We start from the raw sequence: 19,894 nt of genomic DNA, 5'->3' as shown, positions 1-19,894 counted from the left end.
TTGGGTCGCAACTTCCAGGTGATCTACGAGCAGGCCAACTCCCACGGACAGAAGGTCCAGTCCGCGGGCAACAACATGGCCAGCACCGACAGCGCCGTCGGGTCCAGCTGGGCCTGACGCGACGACCACAGGCGCGGCAGCACACCACCCGTCGGTGTGCTGCCGCGTCCTGCGGTTACCGTGCAGTGTGACGCATGAGCTATTCAGGGACCGATTGAGGAATTGATGGACCAACAGAGCACCCGCACCGACATCACCGTCAACGTCGACGGTTTCTGGATGCTCCAGGCGCTGCTGGACATTCGGCACGTCGCCCCCGAATTGCGGTGCCGGCCATACGTTTCCACCGACTCGAGCGACTGGCTCAACGAGCATCCCGGAATGGCGGTGATGCGCGAGCAGGGCATCGTCGAAAAGGACGAGGTCAACGAGCAGGTCGCCGCGCGGATGAAAGTGCTTGCCGCGCCCGACCTCGAGGTGGTCGCCCTGCTGTCGCGGGGCAAGTTGGCCTATGGCGTCCTCGACGACGATAATCAGCCCCCGGGCTCGCGCGACATCCCCGACAACGAGTTTCGGGTGGTCCTGGCCCGCCGCGGCCAGCACTGGGTGTCGGCGGTCCGGGTCGGCGGTGAGATCACGGTCGACGACGTCGCCGTCGCGGACAGCGCCTCGATCGCGTCCCTGGTGATCGACGCGCTGGAGTCCATTCACCACGCCGAGCCCGCACCGATCAACGCGGTCAACGTGCCACTGGAGGAGATGCTCGAAGCGACGAAGTCGTGGCAGGAGTCGGGTTTCAACGTGTTCTCCGGCGGAGACCTGCGCCGCATGGGCATCAGCGCCGCGACCGTGGCCGCGCTGGGCCAGGCGCTGTCGGATCCCGCCGCCGAGGTCGCCGTGTACGCCCGCCAGTACCAGGACGACGCCAAGGGGCCCAGCGCGTCGGTGCTGTCGCTCAAAGACGGGTCCGGTGGCCGCATCGCGCTCTACCAGCAAGCCCGCACCGCCGGTTCGGGGGAGGCGTGGCTGGCCATCTGCCCGGCGACCCCGCAGCTGGTACAAGTGGGCGTCAAAACCGTGCTGGACACACTTCCCTACGGCGAGTGGAAAACTCACAGCAGGGTGTGACAATCGCGCGGAATACAGAGTTCACCAATGGCCTCGCGCTCAACATGCGGTTGAGCTGCGAGCACGGCATACTTCTTTCAAAAGATCAGCAAATCTCAAACCGGTGTCAACCACAACTCTTAATCGCAAGGCGAGGCAGATGGAATTCCAATTAGTCGGAATGCACTGCGCGGGGGGCCGCAGCACCTCGGCGAGAACACCGGCGTCGGCCAGCACGCGACCGGCGGCACGGGCTCACACATTCATCACGGTAGGGAGTGCAAGGCGATGACTGCGGTAGTTGAAGTACCACAGCCTGACGTAGAGGGCATCTCACAGCCTCAGGCTGTCGTCGTCGGCGTGATGGCCGGCACGGGTGTCCAGATCGGCGTCCTGCTGGACGCGAATGCCCCCGTCTCGGTGATGACCGACCCGTTGCTGAAGGTGGTCAACAGCCGGCTTCGCGAGCTCGGTGAGACTCCGCTGGAAGTCACCGGCCGGGGCAGATGGGCGCTGTGCCTGGTGGACGGCTCGCCGCTGCGGGTCACCCAATCGCTGAGCGAACAGGACGTCTACGACGGCGACCGATTGTGGATCCGGTTCATCCCGGACACCGAGCACCGCTCGCAGGTCATCGAGCACATCTCCACCGCGGTCGCGTCGGATCTGAGCAAGCGCTTCGCAGCCATCGACCCGGTGGTTGCCGTGCAAGTCGGTGCGTCGATGGTGGCCGTCGGGGTGACGGCCGCGACCGGTTTGCTCGCCTGGTGGCGCTGGCACCACAACTCCTGGCTGCCAACGGTCTACGCGGGCGTGATCGGCGCGCTGGTGCTAGGCGTTTCCTTGTTGCTGTTGGCGCGGGCGCGCACCCAGCAGGAGCGCCGCGTTGCCGACACGATGCTGTTGAGCAGCCTTGCGCCGTTGTCGATCGCCGCGGCGTCCGCGCCGCCCGGCGGCGTGGGATCGCCACAAGCGGTGTTGGGCTTCGGTGTCCTCACCATTGCCGCGATACTCGCGCTGCGGTTCACCGGACGCCGGCTGGCGATCTACACCGCGATCGTCACCGCCAGCTCGATCACGGCGGTGGCCGCGTTGGCGCGCATGGTGGCCATGACCAGCGCCGTGACGCTGTTGACCTGCGTCGTGCTCGTATCGGTTCTGATCTACCAAAGTGCGCCGGCGATTTCGCGGCGGCTGGCCGGCATCCGCCTGCCGGTCTTCCCGTCGGCCACCAGCCGATGGGTGTTCGAGGCCCGGCCCGACCTGCCCACCACGGTGGTGCGCTCCGACGGCGGGCCCCCGGTGCTGGAGGGACCCGCCTCGGTCCGCGACGTGCTGACGCAGGCCGAACGCGCCCGTTCCTTCTTGTCGGGTTTGCTGATCGGGCTCGGCGTGCTGATGGTCGTCTCGCTGACCGCCCTGTCGGACCCGCACACCGGGCAACGCTGGTTGCCGCTTCTGCTGGCGGGCTTCTGCGCGGGATTCCTGTTGCTGCGCGGCCGTTCTTACGTCGACCGCTGGCAGGCGATCACCCTGGCCGGCACCGGGGTATTGATTGTCGGTGCTGTCGTGGTGCGGTACGCCCTCGTGCTGCAGTCCCCGCTTGCGGTCTCGATCAGCGCGGCGATCCTGGTTTTGGTGCCGGCGGCGGGACTCACGTCCGCGGCTGTGGTGCCAAACACCGTCTACAGCCCGCTATTCCGCAAATTCGTGGAATGGATTGAATACCTCTGCCTGATGCCGATCTTCCCGCTGGCATTGTGGTTGATGAATGTCTATGCAGCAATCCGCTATCGCTGACGGCAAAGTGTGGCGTGGTCGCGCAACCGCCGCGACCGTCGCCGCCATCTTGCTCGCGTCGGGCGCGTTGGCCAATCTGCCTCCCGCCTATGCGATTTCGCCTCCGACGATCGACGCCGCGGCGGTGCCGCCGGACGGTCCGCCCGGGCCGGGGGCGCCGATGAAGCAGAACTCGTATTGCACCGAGGTCGGCGTGCTGCCCGGGACCGATTTCCGGCTGCAGCCCAAATACATGGACATGCTGAATCTGCAGGAGGCGTGGCAGTTCGGTCGCGGTGCCGGCCAGAAGGTGGCCGTCATCGATTCGGGCGTGACCCCGCACCCCCGGTTTCCGCACCTCATTCCGGGCGGCGACTACATCATGTCCGGTGACGGCCTGTCTGACTGCGATGCGCACGGCACCATCGTGGCGTCCATGATCGGTGCGGCGCCAGCCAACGGCGCGGGGATACCACCGGCGGCACCGCGCAAGCCGGTCACCATTCCCACCACCGAGCCACCGCCGAAAGCACCACCGCCGCAGACGGTGACCCTGTCACCGCTGCCGCAGACCGTGACGATGGTTCCGCCCCCGCCCCAGGACCAGCAGCAACAGCCCCCGGGCCCCTTCTGGGCGCCGCCCCCGCCGCCACCGGCAGGTCCACCGCCCGCCGGCCCGGCCCCGGGCCCAGCCCCCGGGCCGGCGCCGGGTGGACAGGCCCCGGCGGTCAACCACGGAAGCGGCACCGTGACCATCCCCGGCTACGCCGGTGGTGGGCACGCGGTCAAGGTCGACAATCCGCGTCCGCTCGACCCGCCGCCGGCACCGCCACCACCCGGGCCGACCAAGGGCGGTCCGGACGCGTTCAGCGGCATCGCACCGGACGTCGACATCATCGCGATCCGGCAGACCAGCCAGGCCTTCGGCCTCAAGGACGCCTACACCGGCGACGAGGACCCGCAGACGTCGGCGAAGATCGACAACATCCAGACGATGGCACGGGCGATCGTGCACGCCGCCAACATGGGCGCGTCGGTGATCAACATCTCCGACGTGACGTGCATGAGCGCCCGCAACGTCATCGACCAGCGATCGCTGGGTGCCGCCGTCCGCTACGCGGCCGTCGACAAGAACGTCGTCATCGTGGCCGCCGCCGGGGACACCAGCAAAAAGGACTGCAAGCAGAACCCGCCTCATGATCCGTTGCAGCCCAACGATCCTCGCAACTGGAATGCCGTCACGACCGTCGTGACGCCGTCCTGGTTCAGCGACTACGTCCTGACGGTCGGCGCGGTCGACGAGGGAGGACACCCGCTGAGCCAGGGTAATCAGGGTCAGGCGTCGACGAGCGTGGCCGGGCCCTGGGTGGGAATCGCCGCGCCCGGAACGGACGTCGTCGGACTTTCGCCCCGGGACGACGGGATCATCAACGCGATCGACGGACCGGACAACACGCTGCTGGTTCCGTCCGGCACCAGCTTCTCGGCGGCGATCGTGTCCGGGGTGGCCGCGCTCGTGCGTGCCAGGTTCCCGCAGCTATCGGCATATCAGGTCATCAACCGGTTGACGCGTACCGCCCGAGCGCCGGCGCGCGGCGTGGACAACCAGGTCGGCCACGGGATCGTCGACCCGGTGGCGGCACTGACCTGGGACGTACCCGACGGTCCGGTGAAGCCGCCGCAGCGACTGTCGGCGCCGCTGACCATGCCGAAACCGGTCCCGCCCCGGGATATGGTGCCAGTATGGGTTGCCGCCGGAGGATTGTTCGTGGCGTTGCTCATCGGCGGCGGAGTGTTCGGTACGACGATGCTGATGAAGCGATCTCGCAAACAGCAATAGAAACAGCAATAGGGGCGGAGCAGCAACACTCATGAAGGCTCAGCGCAAATTTGGGTTGTCGTTGTCGTGGCCGCGGCTGACCACGGTGTTCCTGGTCGACGTCGTGATCATGGCGGTGGCCAGTCATTGCCCGGAGTCCTGGCAGGGCACCTACCGCATCGCGTTCTGGGTCGGGGTGAGTCTGGCGCTGTTGGTCACGCTGCTGTCACTGGTCACCTACCACGGCCTGACGGTGACGTCGGGCCTGGCGACCTGGCTGTGGGATTGGTCCGCCGATCCGGGCTCCGCGCTGGCCGCCGGCTGCACCCCGGCCATCGATCACCAACGCAAATTCGGGCGCGACAGGGTGGGCGTGCGCGAGTACCAGGGCCGGCTCGTGACGGTGATCGCCGTCAACGGCGGTGAGGACGACCCCGCGTCGCGCCATCGTCACCGGTCGTCGCCGCCCACCCTGCTGGTGCAGGCCGTCGCCTCGGGATTACGCCAGTTCGACATCCACCTCGATGACATCGACATCGTGTCGGTGAAGGTCCGCCGCGGCGGCCCCGACAGTGGAGCCGCCGAATTGTCGAAGCTCGACGACTTCGGAGCCCCGGAGGGGGAGGTGGTGAGCGACGAGCCCACCTCGTACGTTCGTCGAACCTGGCTGGTGTTGCGGATGAACCCGCAGCGCAATGTCGCCGCGGTGGCGGCCCGCGATTCGCTGGCGTCGACCCTGGTGGCGGCCACCGAACGGCTCGCCCAAGATCTCGACGGGCTGACCTGTGCGGCCCGGCCGTTGACCGCCGAGGAGCTCGCCGAGGTCGACCGTGCGGTGCTGGCCGACCTCGAACCGACCTGGAGCCGCCCCGGATGGCGCCGCCTCAAGCATTTCAACGGGTTCGTGACGAGCTTGTGGCTGACACCGTCCGACATCACCACCGACAAGCTCGCTGAGCTGTGGGAGGACGACGCGGTCGCCACCGTGCTGACCATTCGGCTGACCTTCCGCGGGGGCAGTCCGCACGTGTCGGCCTGGGTGCGCTACCACACCGAGAAGCGGCTGCGCAGAAACGTCTCGTCGGGGCTCAACCGCCTCACCGGACGTCAGTTGGCCGCGGTGCGCGCCACCCTGCCCGCCCCGTCGGCCCGCACCCTGCTGGTCGTGCCGAGCCGCCCGCTACGCGCCGACGATGACGAGCTCGCGCTGTCCGTCGATCAGCTGCGAGGGAGCTCGGCGGGCGTACCTGTAGCGCAATGACGAGACCCCAATCAACCGCCGAAGGCGCCCGTAACGCGATGGTCGCCGGCCTGTTGGCGTCGGGCGTCTCGGTCAACGGGCTGCAGCCCAGCCACAATCCGCAGGTTGCGTCGCAGATGTTCACCACGGCGACCAACCTGGATCCTTCGATGTGTGACGCCTGGCTGGCACGAATGCTCGCGGGGGAGCAGAGCCTCGACGTGCTCGCCGGTGCCTGGTCGTCGATCCGCACGTTAGGGTGGGAGACCCGCCGCCTCGGGGTCACCGAGTTGCAGTTCCGCCCGGAGGTTTCCGACGGGCTGTTCCTACGGCTGGCGGTGACCAGCGTGGAGTCGCTGGCGTGCGCCTACGCCGCGGTGCTCGCGGAAGCCAAACAGTATGGCGAAGCTTCGAAACTGATCGACGGCGTCGAACCCCGCCAGGCCTTCGACGAGGAGCTGGTCAGCTACGTGCGCGGCGTACTGTACTTCCGCACCGGGCGGTGGCCGGATGTGCTCAACGAATTCGCCGAGGGGAAGAGCTGGCGCCAGCCAGAGCTGAAGGCCGCGGGGGCGGCGATGGCCACCACGGCGCTGGCCTCGCTCGGCGTATTCGAAGAGGCCTTGCGCCGGGGCCAGGACGCCATCGAAGGCGACCGGGTACCGGGGGCGGCCAACATCGCCCTGTACACCCAGGGCATGTGCCTGCGGCATCTGGGTCGCGAGGACGAGGCCGTCGAGCTGTTGCGGCGGGTCTATTCGCGCGATCCGAAGTTCACCCCGGCCCGCGAAGCGCTGGACAACCCGAACTATCGCCTGATCCTGACCGACCCGGAAACGATCGAGGCCCGTACCGACCCGTGGGACCCGGACAGCGCACCCACCCGCGCGGAGGCGGAGGCCGCCCGCCACGCCGAGGAGGCGGCGAAGTACCTGGCCGAAGGCGACGCCGAGCTCAACGCCATGCTGGGCATGGAGCGGGCCAAGCGGGAAATCAAGCTGATCAAGTCGACGACGAAGGTGAACCTGGCGCGCGCCAAGATGGGCCTCCCGGTGCCCGTGACGTCGCGCCACACCTTGCTGCTCGGCCCTCCGGGAACCGGAAAGACTTCGGTGGCAAGGGCTTTCAGCAAGCAGCTGTGCGGGTTGACCGTGCTGCGCAAACCGGTGGTGGTCGAGACCAGCCGCACCAAGCTGCTGGGCCGGTACATGGCCGACGCGGAGAAGAACACCGAGGAGCTGCTCGAGGGCGCCCTGGGCGGCGCGGTGTTCTTCGACGAGATGCACACATTGCACGAGAAGGGCTACCAACAGGGCGACCCCTACGGCAACGCGATCATCAACACATTGCTGTTGTACATGGAGAATCATCGCGACGAGCTGGTCGTCTTCGGCGCCGGCTACGCCAAGGCCATGGACAAGATGCTCGAAGTGAACCAGGGTCTACGGCGGCGATTTTCGACCGTGATCGAATTCTTCAGCTATACCCCGGACGAACTGGTCGCGCTGACCCGATTGATGGGCCAGGAAAACGAAGACGTCATCACCGATGAATCGGCGCAGGCCCTGCTGCCGTCCTACACCAAGTTCTACCTCGACGAAAGTTATTCGGAAGACGGGGATCTCATCCGCGGCATCGACACCCTCGGCAATGCCGGTTTCGTGCGCAACGTCGTGGAAAAGGCTCGCGATCACCGCAGTTTCCGGCTGGACGACGAGGACCTGGATGCGGTGCTGGCCAGCGAGGTAACCGAATTCAGCGAGCGTCAACTGCTGCGATTCAAGGAGCTGACCGACGAGGATCTCGCGGAGGGGCTCAACGCGGCGGTGGCCGAGAAGAAGAACTAGCCCCCTGTCATCCGGGTCCACGCCCGTGTGCGATTCGCGGACATTGCGTGCGCATCGGGGATGACGTCTGGGTGAACCCCGCGTAGTGCGTTGTACGTCAGCTTGACTCAATCAAGGCCGAGTGCCACCATTGCCAATGCAAGCACCTCGCTAGGTGAGGCGTCTGCACGGACACAGGCCACTGACCTCGAACGTCGAAAGACGCCCAGGGTCAGGACAGCTCTTCCCGGATTAAGGGTTGAGCCCAAGTGGCTTCCGGCTTTGCTTGGCCGGATACGCCGTGTGGTGCCGAAGCTCTGACGAGAGGGGTGCGGGCCCAACGGTTCTCACCTTGGGCGCTTCTCCCCGTGTGCAATGTGTGGCACCCCCGTGTGCCCTGGCCTTGAGGAGGTGAGAACGACATTAGTCTCGGTGAGAGTCCGTATTCCAGATCGATGACCAGTTCGTTTCGATCCGACCTCGGCATCGTTTTTTCCTGAAGTGGCCTGTAACTAGCCACCTTTCGTAACACACGCACTCGCTGACGTGTGGCGTTGCTGCGTGCCTTGACACGGCCAGAACCCGTGTCTCGAATTATCTTCGTGGGGAGAATTGTGATGAATTTCGTTACCGCACAGCCGGAGTCGCTAGCTGTGGCGGCCGGCCGGCTGCAAGAGATCGGTTCGGCGTTGAGCGCCCAGAACTCGGCCACCGCTGCCCCGATGACTGGGGTGGTGCCCGCCGCCGCGGACGTGGTGTCGATGCTGACGGCGGCGCAGTTCGCCAGGCATGGCCAGATGTTCCAGACGCTGAGCGCGCAAGCCGCTGCGCTGCACGAGAATTTCGTGTGCACCTTGCGGGCCAGCGCCGGATCGTATGCGGCCACCGAGGCCGTCAACGCGGCCTCGGCCCGCTGACCAGTTTTGGGGGTCCGACAATGTTGGATTTTGCGGCGTTGCCGCCGGAAATCAATTCGGCCAGAATATATTCCGGCCCCGGTTCGGGGCCGATGCTGGCCGCCGCCGCCGCGTGGAACACCATGGCCGCGGAGATGCGTTCGGCTGCGGCCTCTTACGGGTCGGTGGTGACTGAACTGACCGGTGGGGGCTGGTTCGGGCCGTCGTCGATGTCCATGTTGGCGGCCGCCGTACCCTACCTGGCGTGGCTGAACGGCACCGCCACACAGGCCGAGCGGGCAAGCGGCCAGGCGTTCTCGGCCGCGAGTGCCTACGAGTCGGCATTCGCCATGACGGTGCCGCCGCCGGTGATCGCGGCCAACCGCGCCCAGCTGGCGATGTTGGTGGCGACCAATGTCTTTGGTCAGAACACCCCGGCGATCGCCGCCACCGAGGCGCACTACGGCGAGATGTGGGCCCAGGACGCGGGCGCGATGACCGGCTACGCCAGCGCCTCGAGCACCGCGGCACAATTGACGCCGCTGACTGAGCCGCCGTCAACCACCAACACCGACGGGGTGGCCGCACAGGCGAACACGGTGGCCCGAGCGGCCCAAACCCCGGCAGGTTCGGTGCAGTCGGCATTGTCGTCGGCGAACAGCGGTTCCTCGCCGTCCGGCTCGGTGTCGTCGGGGCTGGCGGGCTTGCTGAGCGGTTCGGACAATTCGGCCTTCGGAACCTTCACAAATGGCAATTTCTTCAGCACCGCGGTGGTCAACGGCGCCCTTGCCGGCGGCCCCTTCAACCCGCAATTCATCCTGCAGACGGCCGCGGGTCTGATGAACGCGAGCAAGGCGCCAACGGCCGCCGGGGCGCTGGCCGGTCTGGGGGAGCTCCCGGAGCTGGCTTCGGGCGCTGCGGCCCCGGCCGCACTGGCGGGTGCCGGCGGGTCGGCAGGACTTGGCCATGCCGGCCTGGTGGGGTCGTTGTCGGTACCGCCGAGCTGGGCCTCGGCCGCGAACGTCAACCCGGCCGCAACCGCGGTGCAGGCCAATGGTCTCAGTGACATCGGGTCGTCGCCCCCGGCCGCCGGCGGGCCTGGAGGTTTTGCCGGGCCCATGGGGGCCGCGGGTGGGCGCCGGCGCGCCATCCCGAAATACGGCTTCCGCCCCGTGGTGATGCCACGCCCGCCTGCCGCCGGATAGCGGAATTCGAAGGAGAAAGTGTCATGCTCGATTTCGCGGCGTTTCCGCCAGAGATCAATTCGGCTCGCATGTACGCGGGGCCCGGCTCGGCATCAATGGTGGCCGCTGGCGCCGCCTGGAACACGATGGCCGCTGAATTGCGCTCCGCGGCGGCCGGTTACGGATCGGTGATTTCGGGGCTGACCGGTGAGGGCTGGCTGGGTCCGTCGTCGATGCTGATGGCGGCCGCGGGGGCACCCTATGCGGCGTGGCTGGGCAGCACCGCGACTCAAGCCGAGCAGGCCGGCGCGCAGGCCAATGCCGCGGCGGCCGCCTATGAGACGGCCTTCACCATGACGGTACCGCCGGCGGTCGTCACGGCCAACCGAGTTCTGCTGTCGAATCTGTTGGCCGGCAATCTGATTGGTCAAAATGCCGCGGCGATCGCGGCGACCGAGGCGCGATACGCCGAAATGTGGGCCCAAGATGCGGGCGCCATGAATGGCTATGCCAGTGCCTCGAGCACGGCCACCGAGTTGACGCCCATGACGGCGCCGCCGTCCACCGCCCACACCGGCGGGGTTGCCGAGCAGGCCGCCGCGGTGGCGCAGGCGGCCGACAACTCGACCACCGGCACGTCGACGGGCGGACTGCTCGAGTGGCTGGGGCTCGCGCCTAACACCAACCACTCCACCACGGGCCTGGCCGGCTTGATGAACTTCCTGGACGGGTCCAACGGGTCGCTGCTGGGAAGCTTCCTCAACAACGCCTCGGTGGCGAACTTGTCCAACGCGTTCACCACCAGCGGGCTACTGAACCCGACATCGATGATCGATTCGGTGACCGCGTTCAGCTCCGTGTTCCCCGACGCGGCGGGCGACACCGCCGCCGCCGATCTCGCCGCCGGCCTGGGCCGGAGCGGCGTGCTCGGCTCCCTGCCGGGCCTGGCCGCTTCCGCCGGAATCGGACAGGCGAGCCCGGTCGGAACGCTCTCGGTACCCCCGGCTTGGGCCGCGGCCGGAGCAACCATCACCCCGGTGGCGGCAACGACCCGCCTGGGCGCAGGGGTGTATCACGGCGTGTTGGGTACGACACCCATGGTTATGCAAGACGCCGGACCGGTGGGAGCGCCGGGCATGCCGCTCGGAGCCATGCCCGGTGGGCAGGAGGAAGAGTTCGCCGCTCCCTTGTACGGCTTCCGGCCCCGCGTCATCGCTCGTCCGCCGGCCGCCGGTTGACACCGGGGGCCGAGCGCGGGTGCCGGGCGCATCCTGAGAACCCTGATTTCCCCAATTGCGTCGCACAGCAACTAGGCGAGGCCCCTCCGCGAATGCTCACAGGGTCGTAAACGTCGTTGTGAGGGCCGGTTACGGCTCCACAGGAAACCATCAGTAGCTAACCAGTCCCACGGCAGATTGGCCGCGTCTACTCGTATGAGTGAACCTGAGGAGAACGGTGTGACGGTCAACTACCCATTCGGCACCGGGGGCGCCCACGGTGCCGTGATCCGCGCCCGGGGCGCGTCCGTGGAGCCCGGTTACCGGGCCGTGGTTAGCGGTGTGGATGCCACCGCCGGCTTGTGGGGTGGTGCGCTTCTGGTGGCGCGCCGGGAGTTCAGCGCGGGTGTCGCATCGCGGCGTGGAGGTCATCGACGAGCAGGCCCCTACGGGACGAATGGTTCAGCCTGCGGGCAGTATGGCGAATACCGGGCGCGTCCTCAACTCGAGCTTGGGATTCACGGCGATCGGTAATGTCGCGGGTCAATCGCCATTCCTGATGGGCTGCGATTTCATATATTCAATTTGGAAATAGATATCTCGGGTTCACTATCGGTCGCGGTAAGACAGTTTCCGAGATCGTTGCGATCGGCAATGGTGCCGATTCCTTCATCGTAATCCACCGACGGGCCGACTTTACGTATCAAATCGCGTTCGATCCGTTGCTAGGCACCGCTCTATATCGGCTCAAGCATGTGGTTCATAGTATCTTACGGTCGCTGTCGTGCGTTGTTCTCACAGAGATCCAGACGGCCTAGACATTTACTTCTTACAGACGTTTACCTCCGGAGAAGGGGATCGAAATATATGTTTGGCAGCATTGTCGTTGCATCAACAATGTGGCTTGACTAGTCGCTTGCCGATGATGACACCGGACTGCAGCTAGACGGTACGGACCTCTTCAGTTCGTGGAATCTGCACACATATTTGATAGCACTTGAACGCACATGTGGAAGGTATTGGATGCTGGATTTCGGTGCGTATCCGCCGGAATACAACTCGGGGCGGATGTACGTCGGCGCGGGATCGGGGCCGCTGCTGGCCGCCGCGGCTGCATGGGACGAATTGGCCGCGGAGCTGCAGTCGACGGGGGCGGCGTACGGCTCCACCATCGAGACGCTCACGACGGGCCCGTGGACGGGCCCGTCAGCCCTGGCGATGGCTGCCGCGGCCGCCCCGTATGTGGCGTGGATCCATGCCACCTCCGCACAGGCCGAGGAGGTGGGCGCCCGGGTCAAGCTCGCCGCCGGCGCCTACGAGGCGGCGTTCGCGGCGACCGTGCCGCCGCCGGTGATCGCGGCCAACCGTGCCCTGCTCGCCACATTGGTCGCCACCAACATCCTTGGCCAGAACACGCCGGCCATCGCCGCCACCGAGGCCCACTACATGGAGATGTGGGCGCAGGATGCCGCCGCCATGTACGGCTACGCGGCCTCCTCGGCGAGCGCGTCGGCGCTGACACCGTTCGCCGAACCCCCACGCACCGCGAATGAATCGGCCGGCCCCACGCAAGCCGCCGCGGTCGCCCAGAGCAGCGGGCAGTCCAGTTCGAACACTGCCACCCAGCTGTCGCAGCTGAGCGGCACGCTGCAGCCGGCGGTGCAAAGCGTGACCAACGCCAGCACGACGGGAACCACGTCCACCGGACTGACGACGCCGAGTTTCATCACCAACTGGAACGAGTTCTGGTCGGTACTGACCGGCGTGTACTCACCGCAGTCGTGGAGCAGCATTCCGGGCGGTCCGTTCCTGTCGTTCGGGCAGGCGTACGCCTGGGGCCAGAACGGGCAGGGCGCGGCCGCCTATCTGGCTGGGCCGAAAGCCATTTCGGGAGCATTGGCGCCCCTGACCGGTGGCGCCAATGCCGTCAAGCCCATGCTCAGCTCGGCGGTCGGGGCAGGGCAGGTGTCGGGGTCGATGGGCAAGGCCGCCCTGGTCGGCAGCATGTCGGTGCCGCAGGGCTGGACGGAGGCCGTTCCGGCCATCCGAACGCTCGCCCAGGTGTTGCCGAGCGGTATGCCGGCCGCGCTGGCCGGCGAGGAGGGCATATTCAGCCAGATGGCCCTGTCCGGCCTGGCGGGACGCGCCATCGCCGCCGCCGCGACCCGGCCGTTCGGCGGCGCCGCCGCGGCGGTGGGATCGGTGGGCGGTGTCGCCGCCGAGGCCGACCCGGCCGCAGCCACCATCATCGTGATCCCGTGCATCGAGGAATGACCGCGATGACCAAATCGCCTGGCAGCCAAGAACTGTCCACCAGAACACCTAGGTAAGGGGACCAGAAATGTTTTACGGAGCCTTTCCGCCGGAGTTCAACTCGGGCCGGATGTACAGCGGTCCGGGTGCTGAATCGTTGGTGGCCGCGGCGACGGCCTGGCAGGAGCTGGCCACCGAATTGCAGTCCAGCGCGTCGTCCTATTCGTCGGTGATCTCGAGCCTGACGGCTGGGCCCTGGGTGGGCCCGTCGTCGCTTGCCATGGCATCCGCGGCCGCCGCATACGTGGCCTGGATGCGGCAAACCGCCGCGCGCGCCGCACAATCCGCGATCCGGGCCACCGAGGCGGCGGCCGCCTACGAGACCGCGTTCGCCGCACACGTGCCGCCGGCGGTGATCGCGGAAAACCGTGCCCTGCTCGCACAACTGGTGGTCACCAACGTCGTTGGGCAGAACACGTCGGCGATCGCCGCGAACGAGGCCCAGTACGGCGAGTTCTGGGCAGAGGACGCCGCGGCGATGGACACCTACTTCGCCTCGTCGGCCACCGCCGGCAACCAATTGACGGAGTTCAGTCCGGCGCCCAAGACCACCAACGAGGCGGCCGAACCGATGCAAGCGGCCGCCGTGTCCTCGGGGGCCGGCAGCCCGGCCGCCAATGTGGCGAGCACCGCGGCGGCGGCAGCGACCACCACACTGCCGTTTAGCGGGGCATTCTCGGGCCCGGCGAACCTGGCGTACGTCTATCAGACGTTCATGACGAATCTCTTCAACACCGTCCCGGGCGGGGCCAGCTTATACACCGCCATGTACAACGCCGTGAAGGTGCCGTTGGGCCTGACCACGCAGTTCAACGACATCGGGTTGCTGATCAATTTCCCGTTGTCGCAGTGGCTCAAGTTCGCCCCACCCGTCGCCTACGGCGCGTTGCCGAAAGACGCGCTGGGCGCCGGGCTGGGGGCGCTGGGCTTCGGTCGCGGCACCCTGTTCGGCGCGATCAACCCCCTCGCAGGCATGGGAAACGCCGGCACTCTGGTCGGCAAGCTGTCGATCCCACCCAGCTGGGCCACGGCCACCCCCTCCATCCGGACCGTGGCTGCCGCCCTGTCGGCCACCGGGACCGAGGCCGTGCCGGCGGCCACGCTGGGCGGGGGAAGCCTGTTCAGTTCGATGGGGCTGGCCGGGATGCTGGGCAGCGCTGCGGGTTCCGGGGCCCCCACGGCGGTTCGTGCCGGCGTCCGTAATCGGATGGCTCCGATCAAGGACCTTCACGACAAGGGATCACCGGAACAGCTGAAACGCCTCGTCGCACAAATCTCGGAGAAGCCCGAAAGCGTGCAGCACCACAACGTCGATCAGGAAAACCTCGACGCGCTACTCGAGCAGCTGGCCAAGAAGCCCGGCATCCACGCTGTGCACCTGAAGAAGGGGGCCACGTCCAAAGTCCTGCCCGTCGATGCCCAGTTGGGTTAGGGAACAAGGCAAACCAGTGTTCACGCGGTTCACAGGTTGCAACAGAAGGGTGACGAATGATGAAACCACTACTGACGCTACTCAGCGCGTTCGCGATGATCGGCCTTGCCGCACCGGCCTACGCCGATCCGGTACCAGAACCGGGCGGCGACGACGGAGGCTTCATCGCGGCGCTGCATCAAGCCGGCTTCAGCTTTTCCACCCCGGGCTCGGCCGTCGCCGCCGGAAGGGCGGTGTGCTCGTGCTTGAACAACGGCGAACCGGGCCTCGAGGTCGTCCACGACGTGAAAACCCACAACCCCGGGATGGACATGGAGATGGCATCGAATTTCGCTGTGCTGTCCGCGAAGTTCTACTGCCCCAGCCAACTCTCCAAGGCATGACACGTCGCCGCCCATCTCTCGGGCGGTGACGTGGAGTACGGTGTCGCCCAACATGTCTACAGCGTGAGATCCAGCGCTGCGCGCTTCCCCGCAGCATGGGACAATCACGAGTTATGAGACTGCTGGTGGCGCTGAGCGTCGGCGTTTCCGCCGCGATTGTTCTGGCCCCGCTCGCGCACGGTGATCCGGCGACAACCGGTGGCGAGGAAGCAAGCTTCCTTGCGTCGCTGCGCAGCGCGGGCATCACGTACGCCACCCCGGACGGGGCAATAAAATTCGCCAAAGCCGTGTGCGTGTCAATGGGACACGGCGAGATGGGTCCCCAAATGGTGGACGAACTGAAGAGCGAAAATCCCGGACTCACCGACGATCACGCAACGTCGTTCTTGGCGATCGCAGCGAAATACTATTGCCCACAGCAACTTAACCAAAGATAGCCCCGGGGCAACGCGGCGACTGCGGTCGAGAAGTCTGTGTCACACCCGAAAGCCGCTGTGAAAGCCTGAAATTCACCGCGCAGGAATCAGTCCTCGCACCTGCGCCGCGGGCCGGATACCGACCCTGAGAAATTCTCAGGCGAGGGGCCGAAGGAGTGCTGCCGGCAAGAAACACATGGAATATGCATATGCTTCGCCGGCAGATCTCATGAATTCCATTTGAGCCGTGGCTCGTTTGCGAGCTGGCTGCATATTCGCCCCTACCCTTGCGCCATTGGGATACGGGAGGTAGCTGGTGGATTTCGGTGCGTTGCCACCAGAGGTCAATTCAGGACGGATGTACGTCGGGGCCGGATCGGGGCCGTTGCTGGCCGCGGCTGCGGCATGGGATGCGCTGGGAGCCGAACTGCATTCCTACGCGGCGGCCTACAACTCGACGATCACGGGCATGACCATCGGGTCATGGTTGGGTCCGGCGGCGGCGTCGATGAGCGCCGCGGTCGCGCCGTACGTGTCGTGGGCGACGGCGTCCGCGGCAACGGCGGAGCAGGCGGCGATGCAGGCCAGACTCGCCGCCGCAGCGTATGAGACCGCGTTCGCGGCGACGGTGCCCCCGCCGGTGATCGCCGCCAACCGCAGCCTGGTGATGACTCTGATCGCCACCAACATCCTCGGGCAGAACACCGCCTCCATCGCGGCGGCCGAAGCGGAGTACGCCGAAATGTGGGCCCAGGATGCCGTAGCGATGTATGCCTACGCCGGCTCGTCGGCAGCGGCCACGCGGCTGGCACCGTTCATCGAGCCACCGCAGACCACCGATGCATCCGGGGTGGCAAGGCAATCCGCGGCGATGGCGCACAGTGCCGCGTCGGATATCGAATCCCAGCTGCCTGCGTTGATCAACGTGACGCCCATGATGTTGCAGGGCCTCGCGGCCACCCCTTCGGCGGCGGCAGCGACGCCGGCGGCATCGATCATCGAGGCGATTTACCCGATCACGGCCGCGCTGCGGCCCTTTTTTGCCGCCGTCACCGGCGCTTACAGCCCCATCGGGGCGATCATCGTGCCCGGCGGCTGGTGGCTGCTGTCCCTGCAGGCCCTGGGTCTGTCCCAAAACGCACCGGGTGTCGCCGAACTGCTCGGCGGCGGGAAGGCGACCGCCGGGGGGCTGTCGTCGCTGGCGCCGCTGCGGGGCGGCTACGTCTCGGCCATGACACCGGACACCGGGGGCGTGGCGGGTTCGATGGGCCGCGCGACCCTGGTCGGATCGCTGTCGGTGCCGCAAAGCTGGGCCACCGCCGCCCCCGTGCTGAAGACGGTCGCCTCGGTACTGCCGGGCGTGAGTTTGGGGGCTGTCCCGGCGATTCCTGCGACGCCGCACGGGGCCATGTTCGGCGAGATGGCCATGGCGAGTCTGGCCGGACGCGCGTTGGCGGGCGCCGGTGTGCGCACCGTCGGTAACGGCACCACCGGCGCCGCCGCGCCGGCGACCACGACGGCCACTACCGCCACCATCATCGTGGTTCCGGCGGATTGAGGGGCCGTTGACGTGACCCCTGAAATGGCATTGATCCACATGAAACGCGGAGGGCGACCCATGTCTTTGGTGACTACACAGCCGGAAACGTCGGCGATTGACGAGATGTTTGCCGGCACTCGTTCGTATGTGGCCGGCGCAGGACAGGCGAGGCCATGAATTTCGCGTTCCAGCCACCCGAAATCACCTCTGGTGAGATGTACATGGGTCCGGGCGCCGGACCCATGTTGACGGCCGCCGCCGCGTGGGATGCCTTGGCCGCCGAGCTGCAGTCGACGGCGTCGTCCTACGGATCGATCGTCGAAGGTCTGGCCAACGAGGCCTGGACCGGCCCGTCGGCCGTCGCCATGGCCGCCGCGGCGGCGCCCTACGTGGCATGGATGTCGGCTACCTCGGTGCAGGCCAAGACGGCGGCCATCCAAGCCACGGCGGCCGCAAGCGCCTACGAGAGCGCCTTCGCGGCCGTCGTGCCGCCGACCGAGATCGCGGCCAATCGGATGCGGCTGACAATGCTGTTGGCAACGAATATCTTCGGGCAGAACACCACCGCGATCGCCGCCACCGAGGCCGAATACGGACAGATGTGGGCGCAGGACACCGCAGCGATGTTCGGCTACGCCAGCGCGTCGGCGGCCGCCACGCGACTGACACCGTTCACCGAGCCGCCGCAGACCACGACTGCGACCGGGATCGCCGCCCAGGCGACCGCGGTCGGCGAGGCCAGCAGTCTGGCGAGCGGTACCGGCGCGGCCGCGAACGCTGCGGCTCCACCGTCCAACATATTCACGCAGCTACTCGAGGCCATCGGCAACGCTTCGCGCGGTTACATGAACTTTTGGGACCAGATGCTCAATAACCTCACGGGGTCACCGCTGGCCGGAACAACGTGGCAGAACACCTTCGGGATCCTCGCCGACATCGGCCGCTTCAGCACGGTCGCCAACGACAGTATGAGCCCGATCAACCTCGCCATGACCGAGTTCAAGATGTTCTACAACCTCCCCGTTGAGGGCCTGGAAATCCCGAAGTCCGCGCTGGGCGCCGGGCTCGGGTTGCGTTCGGCCGGCGCCGGCCTGACCAGCGCGGCATCGGCGGGCATGGGCGAGGCGAACGTGGTGGGCAAATTGTCGGTGCCACCGGCCTGGGCGTCGGCGACCCCGGCAATCAGGCTGGCCAGCAGCCTGGCGCCGACCGCCGGCCTGGCCGCGGTCCCGGCGGCCGGGATCCCGGGAACCGTACTCGGTCAGATGGCGCTGGGAAGTCTGACCGGGGGAGCACTCGGCGCTGTCACGTCCCAAGTCGTGAGCGCGAGGGGCGTCCGGGCCGGCGCCGGTGGTGGGCACAAGACCGTCGAGCCCGTCAAACTCGACGACGTCATCGCGAAGCTACAAAAGCAACCGGAGGCCGTGCAGCACTGGAATGTCGACAAGGCTGGACTCGACGCTCTGCTCGACCAACTGTCGAAAAAGCCCGGGATCCACGCGGTGCACGTGTCCAGCGGCAACAAACCCCAAGTCACCATGCCCGATGCCCAGCTCGGAAAGGCGGGAACGGCATGAGATTCCTCCTCGCGCTGCTCGGCGCCTTCGGCGTGATCAGTTTCGCACCGCCCGCGCACGCCGAGCCGGAGGGCGACGATGCGGCATTCCTCACCAACCTCAGCAATTCCGGTATCACCTACAGCAGCCCCACCCAAGTGATCATGTCCGCCAAAGCGGTGTGCGGGTTGATGGGCAGGGGCGAAACGGGTTTGCAGGTTCTCAGCGACATCAAGGCCGAGAACCCCGGAATGACGATGGACGCCGCGGCCAAGTTCGCGGCGCTCGCATCGAGCACCTACTGCCCCCGCCACCTGACGCCCAAAGCCGGTTAGCCTGAGACTCGCCGCGCGCCGGGGGATACTCCCGACGTCAGCGGCGCGGTTGGGCTCCACTTGCGGTTAACCCGGATTTGGTTAGCTCCCTTCGCCGTCGTGCAACCGGGAAGGAGTGTGTCGTGGAAACGCTGAGCGCTGTCGATTTCGTGCTCCGCCTCGGCGTCGGCGTGGGCTGCGGCGCCCTCATCGGCCTGGAACGGCAGTGGCGGGCCCGTCGGGCCGGCCTGCGCACCAACGCGCTGGTCGCCGGCGGCGCAACCCTGTTCGTCCTTTACGCGGCGGCCACCTCGGATTCCAGCCCCACCCGGGTCGCGTCCTATGTGGTGTCCGGTATCGGCTTCCTGGGCGGTGGGGTGATCTTGCGGGAGGGGGTCAACGTCCGGGGCCTCAACACGGCGGCCACCCTGTGGTGCTCGGCGGCGATAGGCGTACTGGCCGCGTCCGGGCACCTGGTATTCGCGTTGATCGGCACCGGCACGGTTATCGGCATTCATCTGCTGGGGCGCCCGCTCGGCCGGTTGATCGACCGCGACAACAGTGCCGACGAAGACGAAAGCCTGCTGCCCTATCTGGTGCAGGTCGTCTGCCGTCCCAAGCACGAGAAGTACGCGCGCGCTCAGATCGTCCAGCATGCCGGCGGCAATGACATCACGCTTCGCGGGATCCACACCGGGCACCCGGCCGACGACGAGATCACCTTGACCGCTCACTTGCTGATGAACGGTGACGCCCCGGCCCGGCTGGAGCGGCTGGTGGCTGAGCTATCCCTGCTGCCGGGAGTCCGCGCGGTGCAGTGGTATGCCGGAGACGAGCTGCAGTCCGACGATCGCCGCTGAGCAGCGCGGCGT

Annotated in this window: 16 protein-coding genes, 1 pseudogene and 1 riboswitch; all 17 genes and pseudogenes read left to right on the top strand. The window is 67.0% G+C overall.

Annotated elements, in window-relative coordinates; all coding sequences use genetic code 11:
* Nucleotides 1–117 (top strand): annotated as a pseudogene (locus EPN51_RS26260) (type VII secretion protein EsxI); the annotation flags it as partial.
* Between the two features lie 108 nt (nt 118–225).
* Nucleotides 226–1,128, top strand: a complete 903-nt coding sequence (locus tag EPN51_RS26255) for an ESX secretion-associated protein EspG (RefSeq protein ID WP_293048743.1) — start codon at nt 226–228, stop codon at nt 1,126–1,128.
* Between the two features lie 267 nt (nt 1,129–1,395).
* On the top strand, nt 1,396–2,907 hold the full coding sequence (gene eccD, locus EPN51_RS26250) for a type VII secretion integral membrane protein EccD (RefSeq protein WP_293048741.1): 1,512 nt from the start codon (nt 1,396–1,398) through the stop codon (nt 2,905–2,907).
* Nucleotides 2,885–4,726, top strand: coding sequence for a type VII secretion-associated serine protease mycosin (locus EPN51_RS26245; RefSeq protein WP_293048739.1), 1,842 nt, complete (start codon nt 2,885–2,887; stop codon nt 4,724–4,726). The genes eccD and EPN51_RS26245 overlap by 23 nt, the downstream gene beginning before the upstream one ends.
* Before the next feature lie 31 nt (nt 4,727–4,757).
* Nucleotides 4,758–5,966 (top strand): type VII secretion protein EccE, encoded by a 1,209-nt coding sequence (gene eccE, locus EPN51_RS26240; RefSeq protein WP_293048737.1) that lies wholly within the window; start codon nt 4,758–4,760, stop codon nt 5,964–5,966.
* A complete protein-coding gene (eccA5, locus tag EPN51_RS26235) occupies nt 5,963–7,792 on the top strand; it encodes a type VII secretion system ESX-5 AAA family ATPase EccA5 (protein WP_293048735.1) in 1,830 nt (609 codons plus the stop codon). The genes eccE and eccA5 overlap by 4 nt, the downstream gene beginning before the upstream one ends.
* Nucleotides 7,793–7,931: 139 nt before the next feature.
* A riboswitch (M-box (ykoK) riboswitch) is annotated at nt 7,932–8,107 on the top strand.
* A 281-nt stretch (nt 8,108–8,388) separates the two neighbouring features.
* Nucleotides 8,389–8,688, top strand: coding sequence for a PE family protein (locus EPN51_RS26230; protein WP_293048733.1), 300 nt, complete (start codon nt 8,389–8,391; stop codon nt 8,686–8,688).
* Nucleotides 8,689–8,708: 20 nt separating this feature from the next.
* Nucleotides 8,709–9,872 (top strand): PPE family protein, encoded by a 1,164-nt coding sequence (locus tag EPN51_RS26225; RefSeq protein ID WP_293048731.1) that lies wholly within the window; start codon nt 8,709–8,711, stop codon nt 9,870–9,872.
* A 23-nt stretch (nt 9,873–9,895) separates the two neighbouring features.
* A complete protein-coding gene (locus EPN51_RS26220; protein WP_293048729.1) occupies nt 9,896–11,089 on the top strand; it encodes a PPE family protein in 1,194 nt (397 codons plus the stop codon).
* Nucleotides 11,090–12,091: 1,002 nt separating this feature from the next.
* Complete coding sequence (locus EPN51_RS26215; protein WP_293048727.1) at nt 12,092–13,342, top strand: PPE family protein; 1,251 nt, start codon at nt 12,092–12,094, stop codon at nt 13,340–13,342.
* A gap of 67 nt (nt 13,343–13,409) precedes the next feature.
* A complete protein-coding gene (locus EPN51_RS26210) occupies nt 13,410–14,813 on the top strand; it encodes a PPE family protein (RefSeq protein WP_293048725.1) in 1,404 nt (467 codons plus the stop codon).
* A 56-nt stretch (nt 14,814–14,869) separates the two neighbouring features.
* Nucleotides 14,870–15,196, top strand: coding sequence for a DUF732 domain-containing protein (locus EPN51_RS26205; protein WP_293048723.1), 327 nt, complete (start codon nt 14,870–14,872; stop codon nt 15,194–15,196).
* 113 nt (nt 15,197–15,309) lie between these two features.
* Nucleotides 15,310–15,633 carry a DUF732 domain-containing protein gene (locus EPN51_RS26200; protein ID WP_293048721.1) on the top strand — a complete coding sequence of 108 codons (324 nt, stop codon included), beginning with the start codon at nt 15,310–15,312 and terminating at the stop codon, nt 15,631–15,633.
* Nucleotides 15,634–15,928: 295 nt separating this feature from the next.
* On the top strand, nt 15,929–17,170 hold the full coding sequence (locus EPN51_RS26195) for a PPE family protein (RefSeq protein WP_293048719.1): 1,242 nt from the start codon (nt 15,929–15,931) through the stop codon (nt 17,168–17,170).
* Between the two features lie 155 nt (nt 17,171–17,325).
* Nucleotides 17,326–18,729, top strand: coding sequence for a PPE family protein (locus EPN51_RS26190; RefSeq protein WP_293048717.1), 1,404 nt, complete (start codon nt 17,326–17,328; stop codon nt 18,727–18,729).
* The gene (locus EPN51_RS26185; RefSeq protein WP_293048715.1) at nt 18,726–19,043 is read left to right on the top strand and encodes a DUF732 domain-containing protein; all 318 of its coding nucleotides are present in this window, start codon (nt 18,726–18,728) and stop codon (nt 19,041–19,043) included. The genes EPN51_RS26190 and EPN51_RS26185 overlap by 4 nt, the downstream gene beginning before the upstream one ends.
* A 122-nt stretch (nt 19,044–19,165) precedes the next feature.
* Nucleotides 19,166–19,882, top strand: a complete 717-nt coding sequence (locus EPN51_RS26180; protein WP_293048713.1) for an MgtC/SapB family protein — start codon at nt 19,166–19,168, stop codon at nt 19,880–19,882.
* Nucleotides 19,883–19,894: the final 12 nt, after the last annotated feature.

The sequence above is a fragment of the Mycobacterium sp. genome (genome assembly GCF_004298145.1).
Lineage (GTDB): Bacteria > Actinomycetota > Actinomycetes > Mycobacteriales > Mycobacteriaceae > Mycobacterium.
The sequence above is the reverse complement of the archived record's forward strand: the minus strand, read 5'-3'. Positions and strand labels throughout refer to the sequence as shown.

Coding starts and splice junctions, on each gene's coding strand:
- EPN51_RS26230 (WP_293048733.1), top strand. CDS start 8,389: ATGAATTTCGTTACCGCACAGCCGGAGTCGCTAGCTGTGGCGGCCGGC.
- EPN51_RS26205 (WP_293048723.1), top strand. CDS start 14,870: ATGATGAAACCACTACTGACGCTACTCAGCGCGTTCGCGATGATCGGC.
- EPN51_RS26225 (WP_293048731.1), top strand. CDS start 8,709: ATGTTGGATTTTGCGGCGTTGCCGCCGGAAATCAATTCGGCCAGAATA.
- EPN51_RS26245 (WP_293048739.1), top strand. CDS start 2,885: ATGCAGCAATCCGCTATCGCTGACGGCAAAGTGTGGCGTGGTCGCGCA.
- EPN51_RS26190 (WP_293048717.1), top strand. CDS start 17,326: ATGAATTTCGCGTTCCAGCCACCCGAAATCACCTCTGGTGAGATGTAC.
- EPN51_RS26210 (WP_293048725.1), top strand. CDS start 13,410: ATGTTTTACGGAGCCTTTCCGCCGGAGTTCAACTCGGGCCGGATGTAC.
- EPN51_RS26220 (WP_293048729.1), top strand. CDS start 9,896: ATGCTCGATTTCGCGGCGTTTCCGCCAGAGATCAATTCGGCTCGCATG.
- EPN51_RS26215 (WP_293048727.1), top strand. CDS start 12,092: ATGCTGGATTTCGGTGCGTATCCGCCGGAATACAACTCGGGGCGGATG.
- EPN51_RS26200 (WP_293048721.1), top strand. CDS start 15,310: ATGAGACTGCTGGTGGCGCTGAGCGTCGGCGTTTCCGCCGCGATTGTT.
- EPN51_RS26185 (WP_293048715.1), top strand. CDS start 18,726: ATGAGATTCCTCCTCGCGCTGCTCGGCGCCTTCGGCGTGATCAGTTTC.
- eccD (WP_293048741.1), top strand. CDS start 1,396: ATGACTGCGGTAGTTGAAGTACCACAGCCTGACGTAGAGGGCATCTCA.
- eccA5 (WP_293048735.1), top strand. CDS start 5,963: ATGACGAGACCCCAATCAACCGCCGAAGGCGCCCGTAACGCGATGGTC.
- eccE (WP_293048737.1), top strand. CDS start 4,758: ATGAAGGCTCAGCGCAAATTTGGGTTGTCGTTGTCGTGGCCGCGGCTG.
- EPN51_RS26255 (WP_293048743.1), top strand. CDS start 226: ATGGACCAACAGAGCACCCGCACCGACATCACCGTCAACGTCGACGGT.